The sequence below is a fragment of the Aminobacter sp. MSH1 genome, assembly GCF_003071665.1.
Classification (GTDB): Bacteria; Pseudomonadota; Alphaproteobacteria; order Rhizobiales; family Rhizobiaceae; genus Aminobacter; species Aminobacter niigataensis.
Genome location: NZ_CP026265.1, coordinates 3,899,638 through 3,921,280 on the forward strand (window position 1 = coordinate 3,899,638; position 21,643 = coordinate 3,921,280).

Consider the following 21,643-nt stretch of genomic DNA (forward strand, 5'->3'; position numbering starts at 1 on the left):
GGAACCTCCTTCACGACCTTACGCCGCCCGGCGCTGGCCGTCGATGATCCACAATCTGGGGTCGCTTTGGCGCGATGCGGGCGCGCCGAGCGACGCGCAGAGATCGCCCAGTGCGTTCAGATTATGCACCGGACGGAACTCGTCGACATAAGGCAGCATGGCACGAACGCCGCGAGCGCGCGCCTCGAAACCATCGAAACGCAGCAGCGGATTGAGCCAGATCAGCCGGCGGCAGGATTTTTTCAGCCGCTCCATCTCTTCGGAGAGGCCCGCAACATCGTCGCGCTCGAGCCCGTCGGTGATGAGCAGGACGACCGCGCCCTGCCCGAGCACGCGACGCGACCACAGCCGGTTGAACTCGCCGAGCGTGTCGCCGATGCGGGTGCCGCCCGACCAGTCCTTGACCGCAGCGGAACAGTCGGCGAGCGCAGCATCGGGGTCGCGGTGGCGCATCTGGCGGGTCAGGTTGGTGAGCCTCGTGCCGAAGACGAAGGTGTGAACCCGCCGCCGCTTCTCCGTCAGCGCATGCAGGAAATGCAGGAAGATGCGCGTGTACTGGCTCATCGAACCGGAAATGTCGGCAAGCACCACCAAGGGCGGATGCACTTCGCGGACGGAACGGAATTTGGGCAGGATCAACTGGCCGCCGGTTCGGGCCGCCGCGCGCATCATGGCGCGCGGATCGACCTTGGCACCATGCGGGTCGGGCTTGAAGCGGCGGGTGCGCACGGTGTCGAAAGGCAGCCGAAGTGCTGCGATCTCGCGCCGCGCCTCTGACACCTCGCGCGCCGTCATCTGGGCGAAATCCTTCGCGCGCAGCATCTCGTTGCCCGACACGGTGAAACGGGCATCGACCTCGATCTCGGGAATTTCGCGCGGCGGCTGGTTTTTCTGGTGGCCTTCGAACATCGCCTGGCTGACGCGGTTTTCGGCGGCACGCGGCTTCTGCTTCTCGCGATTGTCGGGCGCGACGGGCGAAAACATCGCCAGCATCTTCTCGATCAGCTCACGCGATTTCCAGAACAGCCGGAAAGCCTCGTCGAAGGTCGGGTGATCCTCGTGGCGGGTGACCAGCACGGCATGCAGCGTCCAGTAGAAGTCGTCGCGCGAGCCGATGCCTGCGGCGAGCACCGCCTCGATGGCGTCCTTGACCGAGGCGGGGCCGACCCGCATGCCGGCCTTGCGCAGGGCACGGGCGAAATAGACAATGTTGTCGGCGATACGGCCGTCGGGCTTGGCGGTGTCGATCACGGACACGTCCATCACTGCACCTACTCCGCCGCCGCCAGCTCCGCCTTCACCTCGTTGAGGATACGGCGGCCTTCGCCCTGCTCGATCCGGGCAATGTCGTCCTGGTACTTCAAGAGCACGCCGATCGTGTCCGAAATCGTCTCGGGATCGAGCGCGACCTTGTCGAGTTCGGTCAACGCACTTGCCCAGTCGATGGTTTCGGCGACGCCGGGCACCTTGAACAGCTCGATCTCGCGCAGCCGCTGGATGAAACGCACGACCTCGTGGGAAAGCCGCTGGTTGGCCTGGGGCACCTTGCGGCGGACGATCTCGAGCTCGCGCTCGGCATTGGGATAATCGACCCAATGGTAGAGGCAGCGGCGCTTGAGAGCATCGTGGATCTCGCGGGTGCGGTTCGTGGTGATGATGACGATCGGCGGCTCTTCCGCCTTGATCGTGCCAAGTTCGGGCACCGTCACCTGGTAGTCGGAGAGGATTTCGAGCAGGAAGGCTTCGAAAGCCTCGTCGGTACGGTCGAGCTCGTCGATGAGGAACACCGGGGCAGCACCGGCCTTGCCGGTCAGCGCATCGAGCACCGGCCGGCGGATCAGATATTTCTCGGAAAAGACGTTCTTCTCCATGTCGGAGCGATCGACCTTGCCGACAGCCTCCTCCATGCGGATCTCGATCATCTGCGCCGCATAGTTCCACTCGTAGACGGCGGACGAGACGTCGAGCCCTTCATAGCATTGCAGCCGGATCAGCCGGCGGCCGAGCGCGCTCGCCAGCACCTTGGCGATCTCGGTCTTGCCGACACCCGCCTCGCCCTCGAGAAAGAGCGGCCGATTCATGCGCAGCGCCAGGAACAGCACCGTCGCCAAGGCCCGGTCGGCGACGTAGTCGGCGCCGGTCAACAGCTCGAGCGTCTCGTCGATCGTTTGCGGGATGGGACGAGGCATACGGTCGGTCATGGCGCTTCCGGGGAGACGGCCTACAGCACGTGGTAGCTGCGGCCGTGATAGACGAGTGGGCGGAGGTTATCGCCGATGCGCAGGCCTGTCACCTTGCCAAACATGACGCGATGGGTGGCCAGTTCCTTGGTGTCGACCAGTTCGCAGTCGAACACCGCGACCGCGCCGATCAATGCCGGTGCGCCGGAGGCCAGGACCTCCCATTCGCCAAGCGCGAATCGCTGTTCCGGCGGCAGGCCGGTGACGCCGGAAAAGGCGACGGCGAGCGGCTCGTGCTTCGCGGCAAGCGTGTTGAGGGCAAAATTGCCGTTCTCGATGAAAGCATCGTTCTTGGGGTTTTCGCGATTGACGCAGACCAGCACCATCGGCGGAGCGTCCGAAACCGAGCAGGCGGCGATGACGGTTGCGCCACGCTTGCCGGCCACACCATCGGTGGTCACCAGATGAACGGCGCCGGCAAAGTGGCTCATGGCGTCGCGATAGGCCTGCGGCCCGACTTCAAACTTCTTCAGCAAGGCGTTTTCCTGCGATGATCCCTGAGGGCTATATATGCCCGCATCATTGGGCTCACAAGCAAGTGGGCACAAGCACATTGCGCTTATACGGGCCAGGCAGTAGGTCAAAGACATCGCGTAAACTTGCGCGCGCAGAGGATTTTGTTGGACCGAATGCGATCCGCAACTGCCATCGCCGCTGCCCTGGCCGCATCTTTGGTGACGCAGGCTGCCCAGGCTGAGCCGCTGAAGATCGGCGTGGCGACACCGCTTTCCGGCCCGTCGGGCATTCTCGGCGAGCAGATCAAAACCGGCGCGTCGCTCGCGGCCGCCCATGACGGGGTATCGCTCGAGATCGCCGACGACCAGTGCACGGCAGAAGGCGGGGCCAAGGCGGCAAAGCGCTTTGTCGACGCCAAGGTGACTGTGGTCACGGGGTTTCTGTGCACCGAAGCGATAGAGGCAGCACTGCCGGTGCTCAAGGATGCGCAGATACCTGTCATCATCGTCGGCGTGCGCACCGACAGCCTGACCGACCGGCGTGACAAGACCGGCTGGAAGGTGTTCAGGCTTGGACCGCGCGGCGACGGCGAGCGCGAGGCGGCGGCTTCGCTTCTGACGCGGCTGTGGACCGACGAACTGTTCGCCATCGTCGACGACGGCACCATCTATGGCCGCGAACTGGCAGAGAGCTTTCGGGCGAGCGCGGAACAGGCAGGGCTGAAACCGGTGTTCCTGGACACCTTCAGGCCGCAGCTCGACAACCAGGTCGCGCTGATCGGCCGGCTGCGCAAGGCGGGTGCGACGCATGTGTTCGTCGGCGGCGACGGTGAAGATGTCGCCGTGATGGGCCGCGATGCGGCATCGCTGGGCGCCGAAATCGTGTTTGCCGGCGGCGATACCCTGCGCGTGGCGGATCGGACAGTCCGTCCGGCCGAAGGCACGCTGATGATCGCGGCTCCGGAATGGTCCGACATGGCGAGCCCCGAAGTGCTGGCGACGTTCGAGACTGCAAAGGCAGTGACGGACGGCTACGCCCTGCCCGCCTATGCCGCGGTGGAAATTGCGCGTGCGGCTGCAGATCTTGCGACGTCGTCCGGAAAGCCTGTCGCGGACGTTCTGGCCGGCACCGACTTCGATACGGCCATCGGAAAAATCCGGTTCGACGCCAAGGGCGACCTAGCCGACAACCCGTTCCGCCTGTTCCGCTTCGACGGTACAAGCTACGTGCCTGCAGAGACCGAATGATGCTGAAAGCCGGACCGCTCAACCTGATCACCGACGTCGCCGGCCTGCTGGTCGGCAATGCCGACGATGAAAAGGCGAAGTCGGGCGTGACCGTGGTTTTGTGCGACGCGCCGGCGACGGCGGCCGTGCAGGTACTGGGCGGGGCGCCGGGAACACGCGAGACCGACCTTCTCGAGGCGCACAACACTGTCGAGACCGTCAATGCGATAACGCTTGCCGGCGGCTCCGCCTTCGGCCTCGACGCCGCGTCAGGCGTGCAGGCGGCTTTGCGCGAAAAAGGCATCGGCTTTGCCATACGCGACCAGATCATCCCGATCGTGCCGGCGGCGATCCTGTTCGACATGCTGAACGGCGGCGACAAGGACTGGGGCCGCTACCCGCCCTATCGCGAGCTCGGCTATGACGCCGCGCAGTCCGCCGGCCGCGAATTCGCGCTCGGCACCACGGGCGCCGGCACCGGCGCGCTGACAGCGGGGCTGAAGGGCGGGCTGGGTTCTGCCTCGACCGTGCTGCCCAACGGCGTGACGGTCGGCGCGCTGGTTGCCGTGAACGCCACCGGCTCAGTGACGGTCGGACGCTCCAGGCACTTCTGGGCCGCACCTTTCGAACTGGACGGCGAGTTCGGCGGTCTGGGCTACCCCTCGCCGATGCCGGCGGACGCCGCCCGCGTGTTCAAGAAATACGAGGACGAAAACAGTGCCGTGGCCAACACCACCATCGCTGTGATCGCCACCGACGCGGTGCTGACCAAGGCCGCCGCCAAGCGGCTGGCGATTGCGGCGCATGACGGCTTCACCCGCGCCATCTGGCCGGTGCACACACCGTTCGACGGCGATCTGGTGTTTGCGCTGGCGACGGGCGCGAGCGGGATCGAGGTCGGGCAGGCCGACGTCGTCGACTTCTTCGCCGCAGCAGCCTCGACCATGGCGCGGGCGATCGCGCGCGGCGTGCATGCCGCGTCCGCCGCGTCCGGCGACATAATGCCTGTGTGGTCGGCACGCACTGGCTGACCTAAAGTCCTTTATTGACGGTATCTTAGCGCTTTCGCCTGAAAAATTGATTCAATCGGAAAGAGGGGCTCGGCGATGAAAATGATGACGCTTCTTTGCCTCGCAGGCATGTCGTTGCTGGCCGCGTCACAGGCCGCGCACGCCGGCGACGCTGCCGAGCTCAACGTGCTTGGCTTCAGCGCCGATGGCAAGGTGTTCGCCTTCGAGGAATACGGCATCCAGGACGGCTCGGGCTTTGCCTATGCCCACCGCTTCTACATCGACACGACCACCGACAAGTTCCTGCCCAACACGCCGGTGCGGGTGCAGATGGAAGACGAGAGCGTCGGCCTGCAGGTGGCACGCGACGAGGCGCGCAAGCGTGGCGACAAAGTCATCGCCGAAGACGTGCTGGGCGCCAACCGTGGCCGTCTCGCCGGCTTCAACGCCGTGACCGAGACCAGTGCCGATCCGCTGCGCATGGTGGTCAATCCACGACCGGTATTCCCGCCGATCGACGCGCCACTCGAATTCCGCCTTGAAGAGATTTCGCTCGGCGAGATCGAACGCTGCCCCGGCATCGGTCCGGTCAAGGGCTTCAAGCTGGTGCAGGTCGGCGACGGCGGCAAGACGACAGTCATGCAAGAAGACAAGGACGTGCCGCTGAGCCGGGGCTGCCCGACCGGCTATCGCATCGGCGGCGTGCAGACCTTCTTCGGTGAAGGCGGCGCGATGACCTATGCGGTGCTGATCACCGTCATCCGTCATGGGTTCGAGGGCCCTGACCACCGCTGGATCACGGTTACGGGACGGATGTGAGCGACACCACCACCATGGAAACCGGCGCCCAGATCGAGGGATCGCGCGCCATACGTGCCGGCAGGAAACTGCGCCAGGCCCTGCCCTCGCTGCGCCTTGCGCTCGCCGGTTCTGCGCTGTGGGGCTTTGCGATGGGTGCCTCGGCGTTTTACTCGCTGCTTCTCGACCATTGGGAGACACCCCTTCGGGTCCGTGCCGTGGTCGTACTTTTCGCGCTCGGCGGGGCTGCCGCCTTCCCCCTAGGCTGGATGCTGGCAAGATTGCTTTCGCATGGCCGCCGCGCCGAGACGGCCTTCGCCGCGGCTTTCGTTGCGCTGGCGGTGACGACGATCGGCCTGACCGCCCTGTTCTATGCGCTGCAGTATCGCAGCTATTATGCCGAGTGGCATGCCGAGCCCTTCACCGTGACCTGGGCGTTCCAGTTCGTCTTCACCGGGCTGGTGGCGCTCTACCAATTTGCGGTATTGGGCATCAGGCTCTATTTTCCGGGTGGATTTGCCGCCCTTTTCGCCGCTGCAGCGTGGTTTGCCTACCGTTCGCGTTGAGCATTGGGCTCACCTCTGTTAGGGGAGCGGCGACGAAACCTCAGCTGGACAAGCCCCACCATGATCCCTCGCTACTCCCGGCCCGAGATGGTCGACATCTGGTCTCCCGAAACCCGGTTCCGCATCTGGTTCGAGATCGAGGCCCATGCCTGCGACGCGCTGGCCGAAATCGGCGTGATCCCCAAGGAAGCGGCAAAGACGATCTGGGAAAAGGGCGGTGCTGCGAAGTTCGACGTCGAGCGCATCGACGAGATCGAGCGCGTCACCAAGCATGACGTCATCGCGTTCCTGACGCACCTCGCCGAATTCGTCGGCCCGGATTCGCGCTTCATCCACCAGGGCATGACCTCTTCCGACGTGCTCGACACCTGCCTCAGCGTGCAGCTGGTGCGGGCGACCGACATCCTGCTCGCCGATCTCGACGCGCTGCTGGCCGCCCTCAAGCGCCGTGCCTTCGAGCACAAGGACACCGTCACCATCGGCCGTAGCCACGGCATCCATGCCGAGCCCACAACCTTCGGCGTCAAGCTGGCACTGGCATTTGCCGAGTTCACCCGCTGCCGCGAACGCCTGGTGCATGCCCGCGAGGACATCGCCACCTGCGCGATCTCGGGTGCAGTCGGCACCTTCGCCAACATCGACCCGCGCGTCGAGGAGCATGTCGCGGCCAAGCTCGGCCTCAAGCCCGAGCCGGTGTCGACGCAGGTCATCCCCCGCGACCGCCACGCCATGTTCTTCGCCACCCTCGGCGTCATCGCCTCGTCGATCGAGCGCGTGGCCACCGAAATCCGCCACCTGCAGCGCACCGAGGTGCTCGAGGCGGAAGAATACTTCTCGCCGGGCCAGAAGGGCTCGTCGGCGATGCCGCACAAGCGCAACCCGGTGCTGACCGAGAACCTGACCGGCCTCGCCCGCATGGTCCGCTCCTATGCGGCGCCTGCGATGGAAAACGTGGCGCTGTGGCATGAGCGCGATATCTCCCACTCGTCGGTCGAGCGCATGATCGGCCCGGATGCGACCGTCACCCTCGACTTCGCACTGGCGCGCCTGACCACCGTGATCGACAAGCTCGTCGTCTATCCCGACAACATGCTGAAGAACATGAACAAGTTCCGTGGGCTGGTTCATTCGCAACGCGTGCTGCTGGCACTGACCCAGGCAGGTGTTTCCCGCGAGGACGCTTACCGTTTGGTCCAGCGCAACGCCATGAAGGTGTGGGAAGAAGGCAAGGACTTCCTCGAGGAACTGCTCGCCGACAAGGAAGTGACGGCAGCCCTGCCCGAGAGCGAGATCCGCGAGAAGTTCGACCTCGGCTATCACACCAAGCATGTCGACACGATCTTCGCCCGCGTGTTCGGCGCAAGCTGAGCCTCAAGGCCTGAAACAGAAAGGCCCGCTACCGCGGGCCTTCGGACTGCAGAAGCCCCGGCGCAAGCCGGGGTTTTTTCATGGGCGATGTCGCGAAATCACTCGCGCCATCGTGACCAATGCCAAACAACAAAAAACCCCGCCGAAAATCGACGGGGTCTTTGCGATGCTTTGACAGCCGTTGCCGGCCGGCGCCGATCCGAAGGGATTAGCGCGAATAGAATTCGACGACGAGGTTCGGTTCCATCTGGACGGCGAACGGAACGTCCGACAGGCCAGGAACGCGAGCAAAGGTCGCAACCATCTTGTTGTGGTCGACTTCGATGTAGTCCGGCACATCGCGCTCGGCGAGGGCAACAGCCTCAAGCACGATCACCAGCTGCTTCGACTTCTCGCGGACCTCGATGACGTCGCCGGCCTTGCAGCGGTACGACGAGATGTTGGTACGCTTGCCGTTGACGTTGACGTGGCCGTGGTTGACGAACTGACGGGCAGCGAAAATGGTCGGCACGAACTTGGCGCGGTAGACGACCGCGTCGAGACGCGACTCGAGCAGACCGATCAGGTTCTCCGGCGTATCGCCCCTGCGGCGGTTGGCCTCTTCGTAGGTCTTGCGGAACTGCTTTTCCGAGATGTCGCCGTAGTGACCCTTCAGCTTCTGCTTGGCGCGCAGCTGCAGACCGAAGTCCGAGAGCTTGCCCTTGCGACGCTGGCCGTGCTGGCCGGGGCCGTATTCACGCTTGTTGACCGGAGACTTCGGACGGCCCCAGATGTTCTCGCCAAGACGGCGATCGATTTTGTATTTCGCGGATTCGCGCTTGCTCATCGCATTCCCTTTCAAAACGATACACCCGAAACCTCGTGTTTCGAGCGAAGGAAACGCGCCCTCCTCTGGCCCCCGTTTTCGGAGCCTGACAGGATCTTCCACGCACGCTTTGCGGAAAAGACCCACGGGACACGTCAAATGAAACACCGGGCGTTTCGGCCCGGCGTTGGCGGCTAACTAGGGGAAACATCGGGGAATGTCAACGCAAAGCCGGCTCATTTGGCGTCATGGAAGATGATGCCAAGGGTGAAGCGCTCGCCGGAACGGATGCGGCTGACGCCGTGGCGCATCTTTACCCGGTAATCGCCGCGCGAGCCAGCCTTCGGCCGGTCGTTTACAGCGAACAGCGCGCCATGGCCGATGCCGAGCGAAACGACCTCGGCCCGCGATTGCATGCGCGGACGCTGCTCGGTCATGACGAATTCGCCACCCTCAAACTCCGTTTTCGGTTCGCTGAGCAGAATCACCAGTTGCACTGGAAAGAGATGCGCGCCGTAGACATCCTGATGCAGGCAATTGTAGTCGCCCGCGCCGTATTTCAGGAGCAGCGGCGTCGGCTTCGTCTGCCCGTCTCCGTGGCACTCGGCCAGGAAGGAGTCTAATTCTGGCGGGTAACACCGGTCGAGCCCCATGCGCTCGTTCCAGCCATTGGCGAAAGGAGCAAGGCGTTCATAGAAGCCGTGGCGAAGGCCGGCAATGACTTGGGGAAGCGGGTTGGCAAAGTATTTGTATTCACCCGACCCGAAGCCGTGGCGCTGCATGACGATCCGGCTGCGGAAATGGGCGTCTTGATCGTAGAGATTTCGCAACTCGAGACAGGTCTGGCTGTCGAGCAATTGGCCCACCGGTGCCACGCCGAACTCGTCGAGATCGCCGAGAACGGCCTCCCAGTTCACTCTCGAAACTGCATCCTGGACATTCATCACGGCGCTCCTAGTCGGGTTCAGCGCCGAATCTAGGCTGTCATGAAGAGTGCCGCATTCCGATTCCTGCGCTTGTCACGCCTGGGCGTCGAAACTGTCGCGTGAACAGCGCATGCGGTCGCGATTGGCCGCAGCCCAGTCGCCCAGGGCCGCGATCGGCACGGCAATCGACTGGCCGAGTTCCGTCAGCCCGTACTCGACCTCCGGCGGCGTGGTCGGCCGCACGGTGCGCGTGACCAGCCCATCGCGCTCGAGCGAACGCAAGGTGACCGTCAGCATGCGCTGGGAAACGCCTTCGATGGAGCGCTTCAGCGCGTTGAAGCGCACCGGCTGCTCCTGAAGGGTGATGACGACCAGGATGCTCCACGTGTCGCCGACACGGTCGAGCACCTCGCGGATGGGACAGGTGTCGCGGCCGTCGGTCTCGAAACCGGGGGTCGTATGCAGCAGCGGCGCCACTGCTGCTGCCTTCGCTGGCGCGTTCATGCGGTTCTCCCGAGGTAACCTGGGCACGAAATCATGCGTTCTTTTCGCGTCCGGCCGGCCAAGCTATATGGTTATCGTTGGTAACCTGATTACAGATCATACCTGCTTTCGCCCGAATTGGCAAAACAGGCCGAACAAGGAGAACAGTCATGAAAATCGCTCTCATCGGCGCATCCGGCTTCGTCGGCGGCGCAGTGCTCAAGGAGGCAACCTCACGCGGCCACGAGGTTTCGGCCATCGTGCGCTCCCCCGAAAAGGTGGCTACTCACGACGGCGTCAACGCGGTCAAGGCCGACGTGAACGACGCCGGCGCACTGAAGGCCGCGATCTCGGACAGCGACATCGTCATCTCCGCCTTCAATGGCGGCTGGGGCGACCCCGACATCTACGCCAAGCACCTCGCCGGCTCGAAGGCGATCGCGGCCGCCGCCAAGGCGGCGGGCAAACGCGTGATCATCGTCGGCGGCGCCGGCAGCCTCGAGATCGACGGCAAGCAACTCGTCGACGGCCCCGACTTCCCGGCAGCCTACAGGGATGGTGCCCTGGCCGCGCGCGACGTGCTCTCGGCGCTGCGCAACGAAAGCGGGCTCGACTGGTCGTTCGTATCGCCCGCGATTCACCTCGCACCGGGCGAGCGCACCGGCAAGTTCCGTGTCGGCGGCGACCAGCCGGTGTTCGACGCCAATGGCGAAAGCCGCATCTCGGTGGAAGACTTGGCTGTTGCCATCGTCGACGAAGCCGTGTCGCCCAAGCATACCGGCAAGCGGTTCACCGCCGGGTACTGATCGAGCCGCCTGTCCGGGGCTCAATGCTTTGTCTTGTGCTCCGGCAGGCCCGTATGTTTGGTCTCGGCAAACTCTTCGAGTTCCTTCTCGGTCATCGATTCGTACATTTCCTTCGATGCGCCGAAAAGTTCGCTCTTCTTGATCTCGCCGCGCTTGGCGGCAAGGGCCGCGCCGGCGGCCTTCTGCTGGGCTCTTGATGTGGCGGGCATATCGTTTCTCCTAACCGTTGCGGGTTTGGGAAACGCCTGCTGCCCGGCGATGTTCCAATCAGACCGTCAGCCCGAAGCCCTGCATCAGCCGGCGCGTGGCAAAATCCGACCGTTGCGAAGTGAAAACAGCAAGATCGGGCCCGGCCATGTCGCGCTTACCACGCGAGCCATTGAGCAGCGACAGCGCCCGGCGCGCAATGGCCTCGGCCGGATCGATCCAGTCGACCGGCCAGGGCGCCGTCTTGCGCATGCGATTGACCAGGAACGGATAATGCGTGCAGGCGAGAACGACGATATCGGTGCGGTGGCCATCCTGCTCGATGAAGCAAGGCGCGATCTCGTCCTTCACCGCCTGCTCGTCGACGAAGCCGTCGCGCATGTAGGTTTCGGCCATCTGCGCCAGCCTGTCGCTGCCGACCAGCCGGACATGGCATTTCGTCGCCCACTGGGTGATCAGGTCGCGGGTGTATTGCCGCTTGACCGTGCCTGGCGTGGCCAGCACCGACACCAGGCCGGAGCGCGTGCGTTCGGCTGCCGGCTTGATCGCCGGCACGGTGCCGACGAAGGGATGGCCAGGGAATGCATCGCGCAGGGCATCGATGACCAGCGTCGATGCGGTGTTGCACGGAATGACCGAGATCTCGGGATCGAAACGCTCCAGCAGGCCGCCGAACAGGTCGAGGATGCGCGCCTTGAGCGCCGGCTCTTCCCAGGCGCCATAGGGAAAAGCGGCATCGTCGGCGACATAGACGAAGCGTCGCTCGGGCATCAGTACGCGTGCCTCGCGCAGCACGGTCAGCCCCCCGATGCCCGAATCGAACATCAGGATCGGACGGTCAGTCATTGTCGAGCCCCCGGCCGCCTAGCGGCGGCATGTCGTCCTCATCGGTACTCACGCTGCCTGAATGGGCGGCGTGATCGACCTTCGCCTTGCGGTCGGGGTAGCCGGCGCCACGCGGCTCCTTGGGCGAGAAATAGTCGAGCGAGGCGACGACGCCACGCAGAACCTTGAGCTCGGGGGCGAAGAAGCCGGGCCGCGTCAGCACCGAACGCAGATTGTCGACCATCTTGGGTTTCTTGGCGGCGGGGCGGAAATAGCCGCGCGCGTCGAGCGCTGCTTCCAGATGATTGAGCAGCCCGTGCAACTGATCCTTGGTCGCCGGCGCCATTTCGGGGCCGGTGAAATTGGTCTGGGTCTCGTCTTCCAGGCCGGACTTCATCCACTCATAGGACATCAACAGCACAGCCTGGGCGATGTTGAGCGAGGCGAACCTTGGATCGACCGGAAAGGTGACGATCTCGTCGGCAAGGCTCACTTCCTCGTTGTAGAGACCGAAGCGCTCGCGCCCGAACAGGATGCCGGTGCGAAGCCCCGAAACGGCGTGCCCCCGCAGCGTCCGCCCGGCTTCGACCGGACCGCGCACTTCCTTGAAGCCGTCACGCGCGCGCGCGGTGGTGGCAAAGACGAAATTGAGATCGGCAACGGCGGATGCGAGATCGGGGTAGACCACCACGCCGTCGATGACGTGATCGGCGTTGCTGGCCGCGGCCCTCGCCTTCTCGCTCGGCCAGCCGTCGCGCGGATTGACTAGGCGCAATTCGGCGAGGCCGAAATTGGCCATGGCGCGCGCCACCATGCCGATGTTCTCGCCGAGCTGAGGCTCGACAAGGACGATGACGGGTGCGGCGGACTGTGTGGAGCTTGGGCTGACTGACATTGCTGCGATTGAACCGAGAATTGCGCCTTTTGCGCGTCCCTGACATATTTGCGCGCGAAAATGAAGTTCCGGTAAGTGACAGCCATGGCGGACGTCCTCACGGAGCAGGAAGCCGCCGCCGAAGACACCTGCCGGCAAGAAGAAATGAGCCTGACATCTGCGACCGCTGAAGTCGCATGCGGGGTAGTTCATACAATGTCAGCAAACAGGCCGAAGGTCGCAATCGCAATCATTTGCGCCGTCCGATTCGCTTTGGTATAGGGGCCGCACTCCCAATCGTGAACCCTCCGGGACCGGCTGGTTCCAGGCAAGAAGAGGCATTTTCCAAATGGCGAAGATCAAGGTGGCAAAGCCCGTCGTCGAACTCGACGGCGACGAGATGACCCGCATCATCTGGCAGTTCATCAAGGACAAGCTGATCCACCCCTATCTCGATCTCGACCTGGAATATTACGACCTCGGCATCGAGCACCGCGACGCCACCAACGACCAGGTGACGATCGACGCCGCCAACGCCATCAACAAGCACGGCGTCGGCGTGAAGTGCGCCACCATCACCCCCGACGAGCAGCGCGTCGAAGAGTTCAAGCTCAAGAAGATGTGGAAGTCGCCCAACGGCACGATCCGCAACATCCTGGGCGGCACCATCTTCCGCGAGCCGATCATCATGAAGAACGTGCCGCGCCTGGTGCCGGGCTGGACCAAGCCGATCATCGTCGGCCGCCACGCCTTCGGCGACCAGTACAAGGCGACCGATTTCAAGTTCCCCGGCAAGGGCAAGCTCACAATCAAATTCGTCGGCGACGACGGCCAGGTGATCGAGCACGACGTGTTCGACGCGCCGGGCGCCGGCGTGGCGATGGCCATGTACAATCTCGACGAGTCGATCCGCGAATTCGCCCGCGCCTCGCTCAACTACGGCCTGCTGCGCAACTATCCGGTCTATCTGTCGACCAAGAACACCATCCTCAAGGCCTATGACGGCCGCTTCAAGGACATATTCCAGGACGTCTACGAGAAGGAATTCGAGGCCGAGTTCAAGGCACGCAAGCTCTGGTACGAACACCGCCTGATCGACGACATGGTGGCTTCGAGCCTGAAATGGTCGGGCGGTTATGTCTGGGCCTGCAAGAACTATGACGGCGACGTGCAGTCCGATACGGTCGCGCAGGGCTTCGGCTCGCTCGGCCTGATGACCTCGGTGCTGATGACGCCGGATGGCAAGACGGTGGAAGCGGAAGCCGCCCACGGCACCGTGACCCGCCACTATCGCCAGCACCAGAAGGGCGAGGAAACCTCGACCAACTCGATCGCCTCGATCTTCGCCTGGACCCGCGGCCTGGCGCACCGCGCCAAGCTCGACGACAACGCCGAGCTCAAGAAGTTCGCCGAGACGCTGGAGCGCGTCTGCATCCAGACCGTCGAGAGCGGCTACATGACCAAGGACCTGTCGCTGCTGATCGGCCCGGACCAGCCGTGGCTGTCGACCACCGGCTTCCTCGACAAGATCGACGAGAACCTGCAGAAGGCCGTGGGCTAAGCCCTAAGCCTGACCAAACGAAAAGCCCCGGATCGCTCCGGGGCTTTTTTCTTTTCAGAGCGCGCCATGCCAATGCGTCCTTCGAGGCCCGCTGCGCGGGCACCTAAGGATGAGGGAGACTGGACTGGCGCGCCCGTGCTTCGAAGAAACCGGCGAGCCTATAGCAAAGCGGTAAGTCGAAGCGGCCTCAGACCAAAGGCAAGTGGATATCGGTCAGAAGCTCCGACGGGGCCACGTCGCGCGGGTTGTTAACGTATTCCTCGAACATCACCGTGTCGCGCAACTCACGGCCCGATTTAGGCAACCACTCGGCATAGAGCCACTGGTAGGCCTTGTGCATCTCGGCATAAGGACACTTGTGGCGCAGCACGGCATAGTCGCCGCCGTCGACCGTCCGGCGTTCGAGCGGCGCCTCCGCAGACGTTGTGGCATCGGCGCTGACGCAGGCGTAGGAACGCAGCTTGTCGGCCGCGACGATATCGGGATCGTCGAGATAGACACCGATCATGCGCATTTCGGGCCGGGCGCGGCCCCGGGCATGGAGCGTGCCGAACAGTTCCTCGAACGCCTTGCCGATCTGCATGTAGGAGTCGGTGTGAGCGACACCGACCAGGTGCACCTCGGGGATCTTGCGAATTGCCACATCGAACATATGGGAAGCCTTTCCGTTTGATTGCGGGTCAAAGAGCGTGTGGCTTCCCTGTTTCCGATAGCGCGCCGGCGGCATGCCGTAGGCGGCCTTGAAGATGCGGTTGAACGACTGGACATTGGGATAGCCAGACCGCTTTGCAATTTCACCGACAGGCAGATCGCTACCGACGATGTCGCCGGCGGCACGGTGCAGCCGCAGTCTCTTGACCGTGGCGGCAAGCGTTTCGCCGTAGATGGCGCGATAGATCCGATGCCAGTGATAGCTCGACAGGCAGGCGATCTCGGCAAGCCGCTCCATATCCAGCTCCTCGTCGAGGTGCGCGTAGATATGGTTCGATACCCTTTTCAGGCGGGCTTCATAGACCGCCCATGCCGTCTCACCGTTCATGCCTAGCCTCATGCAAATCGATCGGCTGGAAAAAACCATAGATGGATTTGACAAATCCTGCTGACTTGCGACGGCGCGGCTGCAACAAAAAAGCCCGCCGAAGCGGGCCTTTTTAATATCTGTGTTCGACAGGGATCGGTCAGGCAGCGGCCATCGCCGCCTTGACCGCGGCGACGGCATCGGCTGCCTTGGTGGCGTCGGGGCCGCCGGCCTGGGCCATGTCGGCACGGCCGCCGCCACCCTGGCCGCCAAGGGCCGCGGAGGCGACGCGCACCAGCTCGACCGCGCTGAAACGCTTGGTCAGGTCGTCGGTGACCGCGACAACGACGCTTGCCTTGCCGTCGTCGCCCGCACCGACGAACACCACCACACCCGAACCGAGCGAGGCCTTGCCGGAATCGGCCAGCGGCTTGAGGTCCTTCGGCGACACGCCCGACACCACCTTGCCGAGGAAATTGACGCCGGCGACGCTCTCGCCTTCATCGGCGGCACCGCCACCATTGGAGCCGCCGAGCGCCAGTTTCTTGCGCGCCTCGGTAAGTTCGCGCTCCAGCTTCTTGCGTTCTTCGACAAGTGCTTCGACCCGCGCCAGCACGTCGGCGGGCGCAACCTTGAGCGATGCTGCAACAGCCTTCAGACGGCGATCCTGCTCGTCGAGATGGCGGCGGGCGGCTTCGCCGGTGAGTGCTTCGATGCGGCGGACGCCGGCAGCCACCGCGCTGTCGGAGACGATGCGCACGAGGCCTATGTCGCCGGTGGCGGACACATGCGTGCCGCCGCAGAGCTCGACCGAATAGGGCCGGTTGGCCTTGGCACCGTGCAGGCCGGTGCCCATCGAGACCACACGAACCTCGTCGCCGTACTTCTCGCCGAACAGCGCCATCGCGCCCTCGGCGATGGCGTCGTCGACACTCATCAGGCGGGTCGTAACCGGGCTGTTCTGGACAACGATCTCGTTCGACATGCGCTCGACCTGTTCGAGCTCTTCCGCCGAAATCGGCTTGTTGTGCGAGATGTCGAAGCGCAGGCGCTCCGGCGCGACCAGCGATCCCTTCTGCGCCACATGGGTGCCAAGCACCTCGCGCAGGGCCTCGTGGATGAGGTGGGTTGCCGAGTGGTTCGAGCGCAGGCGCGTGCGGCGCGCATGGTCAACCTTCAGCTCGACGACAGCACCTGTCTTGAGCTTGCCGCTGGTCACCTTGCCGTAATGGACGAAGAGGCCGTCCGCCTTCTTCTGCGTGTCGGTCACCTCAATGACGAAACCTTCGCCCGACATCGTGCCGGTGTCGCCCATCTGGCCGCCAGATTCGCCATAGAAGGGCGTCTGGTTGACGATGATGGCGACGGTGTCCCCTGCCGCGGCATTTGCGACTTCGGCGCCGTCCTTGATGAGCGTCAGGACCACGCCTTCGGCCTGCTCTGTCTCGTAGCCGAGGAACTCGGTGGCGCCATTCCTGTCCTTGACGCCGAACCAGACCGTCTCGGTCGCGGCTTCGCCGGAACCGGCCCAATTGGCACGGGCCTCGGCCTTCTGGCGGGCCATGGCCGCGTTGAAGGCTTCGAGGTCGACCGAAATGTGGCGTTGGCGCAACGCGTCCTGGGTCAGGTCGAGCGGGAAGCCGTAGGTGTCGTAGAGCTTGAATGCGGTCTCGCCGTCGAGCATGTCACCGGAGCCGAGTGTCTCGGTGGCGTCAGCCAGCAAGCCGAGGCCGCGCGCCAGCGTCTTGCGGAAGCGGGTTTCCTCGAGCTTCAGAGTCTCGGTGATGAGCGCTTCGCCGCGTCCGAGCTCGGGATAGGCCTGGGCCATCTCGCGCACCAGCGCCGGCACCAGCTTCCACATCAGCGGTTCGTTGGCGCCGAGCAATTGCGCATGGCGCATGGAGCGACGCATGATGCGGCGGAGCACATAGCCGCGTCCTTCGTTCGACGGCAGCACGCCGTCGGCCACGAGGAAGCAGGATGAGCGCAGATGATCCGCGATCACGCGGTAGGAGCCTACATTGCTCGCATCCGGCCCGCGACCGATCGCCGACGACGCCGCATCGATGAGATGGCGGAACAGGTCCGTCTCAAAGACCGTCTCGACACCCTGCAGGATCGAGGCCATGCGCTCAAGGCCCATGCCGGTGTCGATGGACGGCCGCGGCAGGTCGATGCGCTCCTCCTTCGTCACCTGCTCGTATTGCATGAAGACGAGGTTCCAGAATTCGAGGAAACGGTCGCCATCCTCCTCGGGGCTGCCGGGAGGTCCGCCCCAGATGTGATCGCCGCGATCGATGAATATCTCGGAGCACGGTCCGCAAGGACCGGTGTCGCCCATGGCCCAGAAATTGTCCGACGTGGCGATGCGGATGATGCGGTCATCGGAGAAGCCGGCGATCTTCTTCCAGTAGCCGGCCGCCTCGTCGTCGGTGTGATAGACAGTGACGAGCAGCTTGTCCTTGTTCAGCCCGTATTCCTTGGTGATCAGATTCCAGGCGAGCTCGATGGCGCGCTCCTTGAAATAGTCGCCAAACGAGAAATTGCCGAGCATTTCGAAGAAGGTGAGATGGCGGGCGGTGTAGCCGACATTGTCGAGATCGTTGTGCTTGCCGCCGGCGCGTACGCTCTTCTGGGCGGTCGCGGCACGCGAATAGGAACGCGTCTCGAGGCCCGTGAAGACGTTCTTGAACTGCACCATACCGGCATTGGTGAACATCAAGGTCGGGTCGTTGCGCGGAACGAGCGGACTTGAGGCCACCACCTCGTGCCCGTTCTTCTTGAAGTAGTCGAGAAATGTCGACCGGATCTCGTTCACGCCACTCATATTGCCGCCTTTGATCGCCGCCCTGGACAGATGCTTCCCACCCTTGCAGGCGGAAATTGGAACTGGCCTTTTAGCGGCCCACCTTAACACTGTCCAGAAACACCCGACCGGCAAAAGCCCGCAATTCCGCCGCCCGGATGGTCAAAGCCGGCTGCACAAACGCAAACCGCCGGCACGATGGCCGGCGGTCGCATGGATTGACTGTCCTGGACCTTATCGATCCAGCCCTAGGCGCTGTTACATCGCCCCGGCTTCGTCCTCGCCGTCATCTTCTTCGCGCGAGCCGTTCTCGAGGAACTTCTCGGCGATCAGCCCGGCATTCTGCCTGAGCAGCTGTTCGATTTCGCGCGCCGCGTCGGGATTGTTGCGCAGGAATAGCTTGGCGTTCTCACGTCCCTGCCCCAGACGCTGCGAATTGTACGAGAACCAGGCGCCCGACTTCTCGACAACGCCCGCCTTGACGCCGAGATCGACGAGTTCGCCGGTCTTGGAAACGCCCTCGCCGTACATGATGTCGAACTCGACCTGCTTGAAGGGCGGCGCCAGCTTGTTCTTGACCACCTTGACGCGGGTCTGGTTGCCGACGACTTCGTCGCGGTCCTTGACCGAGCCGATGCGGCGGATATCGAGACGGACCGAAGCGTAGAACTTGAGCGCGTTGCCGCCGGTCGTCGTTTCGGGCGAACCGTACATGACGCCGATCTTCATGCGGATCTGGTTGATGAAGATGACCATGGTGTTGGAGCGCGAGATCGACGCGGTCAGCTTGCGCAACGCCTGGCTCATCAGGCGGGCCTGGAGGCCCGGCAAAGACTCACCCATCTCGCCTTCGATTTCGGCACGCGGCGTCAATGCCGCCACCGAGTCGACGACCAGGACGTCGATGGCGCCGGAGCGCACCAGCGTGTCGCAGATCTCCAGCGCCTGTTCGCCGGTGTCGGGCTGCGAGATCAGCAGGTTTTCCAGATCGACGCCAAGCTTGCGGGCATAGACCGGATCGAGCGCGTGCTCGGCATCGACAAAAGCGCAGATGCCGCCCTTTTTCTGGGCTTCAGCAACGGTGTGGAGAGCAAGCGTCGTCTTGCCCGAGCTTTCTGGACCATAGATTTCAACGATGCGTCCGCGCGGCAGGCCGCCGACGCCGAGCGCGATGTCGAGACCGAGCGAGCCGGTGGAGACTGTAGCAATCTCGACAACCTGCTCATTGGCACCGAGACGCATGATCGAGCCCTTGCCGAAGGCGCGTTCGATCTGCGACAGCGCCGCGTCCAGAGCCTTGGATTTGTCCACCGAATTTTCCTCTACAAGCCGCAATGAATTCTGAGCCATGATACATCACCCCGCAGTCGTCAATGAAGGCCGGACTGTCCGATACCGATATAAATTTGTACCGGTTTTGTTCACATTTGGCAAGAGCGGCCAACATATTGAAATAAAATGACATTCCTTGACATGTTCTTTTTTTGTTTTCAAACTGTGTATAATCATATGCCGCATGGGCCAAACAGCCCGTTGCCCGGCAAAACCGGTCTTGGCGAATCGCGGGCGGTTGCCGCCTCTCGCATGGAACACTAAGTTCGCCGCGTTAAACGCCCACCGGACAGCCAAGCATGAAGTCACCCAGAATCCTCGCCATCGGCGGCGCCCATGTCGACCGTCGCGGGCGGATGTCCGCTCCCTTCGTGCCGGGGGCTTCGATCCCCGGCGCGATGAGCGAGGAGGTCGGCGGCGGGGCCTTCAACGCGCTGCGCGGTGCGGTCCGGCGCGGCGCGGCTGGTTCATTGATGTCGGTACGCGGCGGCGATGCCGCTGGCGAGGCGGTGGCAGCGGAAATCGGGGCCAATGGCATCTCGGACCTGTCGTCGGTCTTTCTCGACCGCGCGACGCCGAGCTACACGGCATTGCTCGACCGTAACGGCGATGTCGTGGCAGCGCTTGCCGACATGGGACTGTACGAACTGGCCTTCCCCAAGCAGATGCGGCGCGCCAAGGTGCGGGAGGCGATCGCCGCCGCCGATGCCGTGCTCTGCGACGCCAACCTGCCAGAGGCGGCACTTTGGCGCCTGGCGGAAGCAGCCGGCGCGGTGCCGCTGTTTGCCATCGCCATATCGCCGGCGAAGGCGGTGCGGATGGTGCCGATCCTCGACAGGCTGTCGTGCCTGTTCATGAACCGGCGCGAGGCGGCGGTGCTTGCGGGAACCGATGCAGACGCCGACGCGACCGAGATCGTGGAAGGGCTCCGCGCCGCGGGCCTCGGGCGCGGCGTCGTCACTGCCGGCGGCAGCGCGGTCTTTGCCTATGACGCTGAAGGGCTTTCGATGATCGCCCCGCCGGCGCCGCGCCAGGTCGTCGACGTCACCGGCGCCGGTGACGCGCTGGCGGGTACGACTACGGTCACCTTGCTGCGCGGCGAAGGGCTGGCAAGCGCATTGAGACAAGGCATCGCCGCCGCCATACTGGCGATCGAGAGCCCATCTGCCGTACCGGAACTCGGCCAAGCAGCCTTCGACGAGGTGCTGGCCCTTGTGCCGCAAGCCCGGGAAATGGCATGACGCGGACCAAGGAGATCACCATGACGCCAGAAACCGCCCGCCCCTTCATCGATATCCACGTCCCCGTTGCAGCCGCGCTCGCCGCAGGCAAGCCGGTCGTGGCGCTCGAAAGCACCATCATCACCCACGGCATGCCCTATCCCGACAACAGCGCGATGGCGGCGAATGTAGAGAAGATCATCACCGACGAAGGTGCGGTGCCGGCAACCATCGCGGTGGTCAACGGCCGCATCCAGATCGGCCTGTCCGACGGCGAGCGCGAGTCGTTGGCGATGACCGGCGGCGCCATGAAGCTGTCGCGCGCCGACATGGCCTATGCGGTCGCCGAAGGCCGGAACGGCGGCACGACGGTGGCAGCGACGATGATTGCGGCGCATCTCGTCGGCATCAAGGTGTTCGCCACCGGCGGCATCGGCGGCGTGCACAAGGGCGCCGAAAAGAGCTTTGACATCTCCGCCGACCTCGACGAGTTGGCGCGCACGCCCGTCATAGTGGTCTCGGCCGGCGCCAAGGCCATCCTCGATATCGAAAAGACGCTTGAGGTGCTGGAGACGCGCGGCGTGCCGGTCGTCGCCTACGGTTCCGACATCGTGCCGGCGTTCTGGTCGCGCAAATCGCCCTATGCGGCGCCGCTGAGGCTCGACGCGGCCGAGAAGATCGCCCGCCTCCACGAGACGCGCGGGGCGCTCGGGCTCAACGGCGGCCTGCTGGTGGCAAATCCCGTGCCCGAGAGTGACGAAATCCCGACCGAAAGGATGGCCGGCTATATCAAGGCCGCGCAAAAGGCGGCCGAGGCCCAGAACATCTCGGGCAAGGCGGTGACGCCGTTCCTGCTCGCCAAGATCCTGGAGCTGACCAACGGCGCCAGCCTCAAGACCAATATCGCGCTGGTGGAAAACAACGCGCGGCTGGCGGCCAAGATCGCGATTTCGCTGTCCCGCTAGGAGCAGACGGCCAGTACCACGCCTCCATCTAATTAGTATTAGCTAATATAAAAGCCGCGGCAGCCGTCATAGAATTGGTCGACCCGCAGAGACGGGTCGACTGATGGGGGGCGCGATGCCTTTCGGTCCCCACGCTTGCAGGCAGCGGGAT

Annotated in this window: 21 protein-coding genes; 9 read left to right on the forward strand and 12 right to left on the reverse strand. The window is 63.9% G+C overall.

Translation table 11 applies throughout. The annotated features are described in order from the left end of the window. Window positions 1-18: 18 nt before the first annotated feature. From CO731_RS19300 to CO731_RS19310, 3 genes are read right to left on the reverse strand one after another with little or no spacing between them, the layout of a single operon-like run. Window positions 19-1,263, reverse strand: coding sequence for a VWA domain-containing protein (locus CO731_RS19300; RefSeq protein ID WP_108608399.1), 1,245 nt, complete (start codon window positions 1,261-1,263; stop codon window positions 19-21). A gap of 8 nt (window positions 1,264-1,271) precedes the next feature. Then, window positions 1,272-2,201 (reverse strand): MoxR family ATPase, encoded by a 930-nt coding sequence (locus CO731_RS19305; protein ID WP_108608400.1) that lies wholly within the window; start codon window positions 2,199-2,201, stop codon window positions 1,272-1,274. 20 nt (window positions 2,202-2,221) lie between these two features. Continuing rightward, window positions 2,222-2,716 (reverse strand): flavin reductase family protein, encoded by a 495-nt coding sequence (locus CO731_RS19310; RefSeq protein WP_108608401.1) that lies wholly within the window; start codon window positions 2,714-2,716, stop codon window positions 2,222-2,224. Window positions 2,717-2,869: 153 nt separating this feature from the next. Between CO731_RS19310 and CO731_RS19315 the strand changes: the two genes are divergently transcribed. The 5 genes from CO731_RS19315 (at window position 2,870) to purB (ending at window position 7,664) form a co-directional block, all read left to right on the forward strand. Beyond that, entirely contained in the window at window positions 2,870-3,943 is a 1,074-nt protein-coding gene (locus tag CO731_RS19315) for a branched-chain amino acid ABC transporter substrate-binding protein (RefSeq protein ID WP_108608402.1), read from the forward strand. Continuing rightward, the gene (locus CO731_RS19320) at window positions 3,943-4,953 is read left to right on the forward strand and encodes a P1 family peptidase (protein ID WP_108609931.1); all 1,011 of its coding nucleotides are present in this window, start codon (window positions 3,943-3,945) and stop codon (window positions 4,951-4,953) included. Before CO731_RS19315 ends, CO731_RS19320 begins: the two co-directional genes overlap by 1 nt. Before the next feature lie 81 nt (window positions 4,954-5,034). Further along, window positions 5,035-5,751, forward strand: a complete 717-nt coding sequence (locus tag CO731_RS19325) for a DUF2259 domain-containing protein (protein ID WP_343207432.1) — start codon at window positions 5,035-5,037, stop codon at window positions 5,749-5,751. A 14-nt stretch (window positions 5,752-5,765) separates the two neighbouring features. Further along, window positions 5,766-6,296, forward strand: a complete 531-nt coding sequence (locus tag CO731_RS19330) for a hypothetical protein (protein ID WP_199914641.1) — start codon at window positions 5,766-5,768, stop codon at window positions 6,294-6,296. Window positions 6,297-6,356: 60 nt separating this feature from the next. Then, window positions 6,357-7,664 (forward strand): adenylosuccinate lyase, encoded by a 1,308-nt coding sequence (gene purB / locus CO731_RS19335; RefSeq protein WP_108608404.1) that lies wholly within the window; start codon window positions 6,357-6,359, stop codon window positions 7,662-7,664. 208 nt (window positions 7,665-7,872) lie between these two features. Here purB and rpsD read toward each other — a convergent pair whose 3' ends face one another. The 3 genes from rpsD to CO731_RS19350 form a co-directional block, all read right to left on the reverse strand. Next, window positions 7,873-8,490, reverse strand: coding sequence for a 30S ribosomal protein S4 (rpsD, locus tag CO731_RS19340; protein ID WP_055971213.1), 618 nt, complete (start codon window positions 8,488-8,490; stop codon window positions 7,873-7,875). 215 nt (window positions 8,491-8,705) lie between these two features. Next, window positions 8,706-9,413, reverse strand: coding sequence for a 2OG-Fe(II) oxygenase (locus tag CO731_RS19345; protein ID WP_108608405.1), 708 nt, complete (start codon window positions 9,411-9,413; stop codon window positions 8,706-8,708). Window positions 9,414-9,488: 75 nt separating this feature from the next. Further along, window positions 9,489-9,899, reverse strand: a complete 411-nt coding sequence (locus CO731_RS19350; RefSeq protein ID WP_108608406.1) for a helix-turn-helix domain-containing protein — start codon at window positions 9,897-9,899, stop codon at window positions 9,489-9,491. 149 nt (window positions 9,900-10,048) lie between these two features. Here CO731_RS19350 and CO731_RS19355 point away from each other — a divergent pair, with 149 nt between their 5' ends. Next, window positions 10,049-10,684: an NAD(P)-dependent oxidoreductase gene (locus CO731_RS19355; protein WP_108608407.1), complete on the forward strand. Its 636-nt coding sequence runs from the start codon at window positions 10,049-10,051 to the stop codon at window positions 10,682-10,684. 20 nt (window positions 10,685-10,704) lie between these two features. Here CO731_RS19355 and CO731_RS19360 read toward each other — a convergent pair whose 3' ends face one another. Genes CO731_RS19360 through CO731_RS19370 form a run of 3 tightly spaced genes read right to left on the reverse strand, consistent with a single transcriptional unit; the run spans window position 10,705 to window position 12,611 of the window. Beyond that, a complete protein-coding gene (locus CO731_RS19360) occupies window positions 10,705-10,893 on the reverse strand; it encodes a DUF3008 family protein (RefSeq protein ID WP_108608408.1) in 189 nt (62 codons plus the stop codon). Window positions 10,894-10,951: 58 nt separating this feature from the next. Continuing rightward, complete coding sequence (gene murI, locus CO731_RS19365; RefSeq protein WP_108608409.1) at window positions 10,952-11,737, reverse strand: glutamate racemase; 786 nt, start codon at window positions 11,735-11,737, stop codon at window positions 10,952-10,954. Continuing rightward, window positions 11,730-12,611, reverse strand: a complete 882-nt coding sequence (locus tag CO731_RS19370; protein ID WP_108608410.1) for an RNA methyltransferase — start codon at window positions 12,609-12,611, stop codon at window positions 11,730-11,732. The genes murI and CO731_RS19370 overlap by 8 nt, the downstream gene beginning before the upstream one ends. Before the next feature lie 328 nt (window positions 12,612-12,939). On the opposite strand from CO731_RS19370, the gene CO731_RS19375 reads away from it, so the two are divergent. Further along, window positions 12,940-14,151 (forward strand): NADP-dependent isocitrate dehydrogenase, encoded by a 1,212-nt coding sequence (locus tag CO731_RS19375; protein WP_108608411.1) that lies wholly within the window; start codon window positions 12,940-12,942, stop codon window positions 14,149-14,151. 187 nt (window positions 14,152-14,338) lie between these two features. Here the strand turns inward: CO731_RS19375 and CO731_RS19380 are convergent, their stop codons facing one another. From CO731_RS19380 to recA, 3 genes are all read right to left on the reverse strand, one after another. Then, window positions 14,339-15,190, reverse strand: a complete 852-nt coding sequence (locus CO731_RS19380; protein ID WP_108608412.1) for an AraC family transcriptional regulator — start codon at window positions 15,188-15,190, stop codon at window positions 14,339-14,341. Between the two features lie 139 nt (window positions 15,191-15,329). Continuing rightward, complete coding sequence (gene alaS, locus CO731_RS19385; RefSeq protein WP_108608413.1) at window positions 15,330-17,996, reverse strand: alanine--tRNA ligase; 2,667 nt, start codon at window positions 17,994-17,996, stop codon at window positions 15,330-15,332. A 237-nt stretch (window positions 17,997-18,233) separates the two neighbouring features. Then, on the reverse strand, window positions 18,234-19,325 hold the full coding sequence (recA, locus tag CO731_RS19390) for a recombinase RecA (RefSeq protein WP_108608414.1): 1,092 nt from the start codon (window positions 19,323-19,325) through the stop codon (window positions 18,234-18,236). Between the two features lie 281 nt (window positions 19,326-19,606). Between recA and CO731_RS19395 the strand changes: the two genes are divergently transcribed. Together CO731_RS19395 and CO731_RS19400 are read left to right on the forward strand one after the other, a co-directional pair. Further along, window positions 19,607-20,548 (forward strand): carbohydrate kinase family protein, encoded by a 942-nt coding sequence (locus CO731_RS19395; RefSeq protein WP_108608415.1) that lies wholly within the window; start codon window positions 19,607-19,609, stop codon window positions 20,546-20,548. Between the two features lie 20 nt (window positions 20,549-20,568). After that, complete coding sequence (locus CO731_RS19400) at window positions 20,569-21,492, forward strand: pseudouridine-5'-phosphate glycosidase (RefSeq protein ID WP_108609933.1); 924 nt, start codon at window positions 20,569-20,571, stop codon at window positions 21,490-21,492. Window positions 21,493-21,643: the final 151 nt, after the last annotated feature.

What these genes read in the sequence shown, in the direction of transcription:
- CO731_RS19300 (WP_108608399.1), bottom strand. Translation starts at nt 1,263, where the DNA reads ATGGACGTGTCCGTGATCGACACCGCCAAGCCCGACGGCCGTATCGCC.
- CO731_RS19305 (WP_108608400.1), bottom strand. Translation starts at nt 2,201, where the DNA reads ATGACCGACCGTATGCCTCGTCCCATCCCGCAAACGATCGACGAGACG.
- CO731_RS19315 (WP_108608402.1), top strand. Translation starts at nt 2,870, where the DNA reads ATGCGATCCGCAACTGCCATCGCCGCTGCCCTGGCCGCATCTTTGGTG.
- CO731_RS19320 (WP_108609931.1), top strand. Translation starts at nt 3,943, where the DNA reads ATGCTGAAAGCCGGACCGCTCAACCTGATCACCGACGTCGCCGGCCTG.
- CO731_RS19325 (WP_343207432.1), top strand. Translation starts at nt 5,035, where the DNA reads ATGATGACGCTTCTTTGCCTCGCAGGCATGTCGTTGCTGGCCGCGTCA.
- CO731_RS19330 (WP_199914641.1), top strand. Translation starts at nt 5,766, where the DNA reads ATGGAAACCGGCGCCCAGATCGAGGGATCGCGCGCCATACGTGCCGGC.
- purB (WP_108608404.1), top strand. Translation starts at nt 6,357, where the DNA reads ATGATCCCTCGCTACTCCCGGCCCGAGATGGTCGACATCTGGTCTCCC.
- rpsD (WP_055971213.1), bottom strand. Translation starts at nt 8,490, where the DNA reads ATGAGCAAGCGCGAATCCGCGAAATACAAAATCGATCGCCGTCTTGGC.
- CO731_RS19345 (WP_108608405.1), bottom strand. Translation starts at nt 9,413, where the DNA reads ATGAATGTCCAGGATGCAGTTTCGAGAGTGAACTGGGAGGCCGTTCTC.
- CO731_RS19350 (WP_108608406.1), bottom strand. Translation starts at nt 9,899, where the DNA reads ATGAACGCGCCAGCGAAGGCAGCAGCAGTGGCGCCGCTGCTGCATACG.
- CO731_RS19355 (WP_108608407.1), top strand. Translation starts at nt 10,049, where the DNA reads ATGAAAATCGCTCTCATCGGCGCATCCGGCTTCGTCGGCGGCGCAGTG.
- CO731_RS19360 (WP_108608408.1), bottom strand. Translation starts at nt 10,893, where the DNA reads ATGCCCGCCACATCAAGAGCCCAGCAGAAGGCCGCCGGCGCGGCCCTT.
- murI (WP_108608409.1), bottom strand. Translation starts at nt 11,737, where the DNA reads ATGACTGACCGTCCGATCCTGATGTTCGATTCGGGCATCGGGGGGCTG.
- CO731_RS19370 (WP_108608410.1), bottom strand. Translation starts at nt 12,611, where the DNA reads ATGTCAGTCAGCCCAAGCTCCACACAGTCCGCCGCACCCGTCATCGTC.
- CO731_RS19375 (WP_108608411.1), top strand. Translation starts at nt 12,940, where the DNA reads ATGGCGAAGATCAAGGTGGCAAAGCCCGTCGTCGAACTCGACGGCGAC.
- CO731_RS19380 (WP_108608412.1), bottom strand. Translation starts at nt 15,190, where the DNA reads ATGAACGGTGAGACGGCATGGGCGGTCTATGAAGCCCGCCTGAAAAGG.
- alaS (WP_108608413.1), bottom strand. Translation starts at nt 17,996, where the DNA reads ATGAGTGGCGTGAACGAGATCCGGTCGACATTTCTCGACTACTTCAAG.
- recA (WP_108608414.1), bottom strand. Translation starts at nt 19,325, where the DNA reads ATGGCTCAGAATTCATTGCGGCTTGTAGAGGAAAATTCGGTGGACAAA.
- CO731_RS19395 (WP_108608415.1), top strand. Translation starts at nt 19,607, where the DNA reads ATGAAGTCACCCAGAATCCTCGCCATCGGCGGCGCCCATGTCGACCGT.
- CO731_RS19400 (WP_108609933.1), top strand. Translation starts at nt 20,569, where the DNA reads ATGACGCCAGAAACCGCCCGCCCCTTCATCGATATCCACGTCCCCGTT.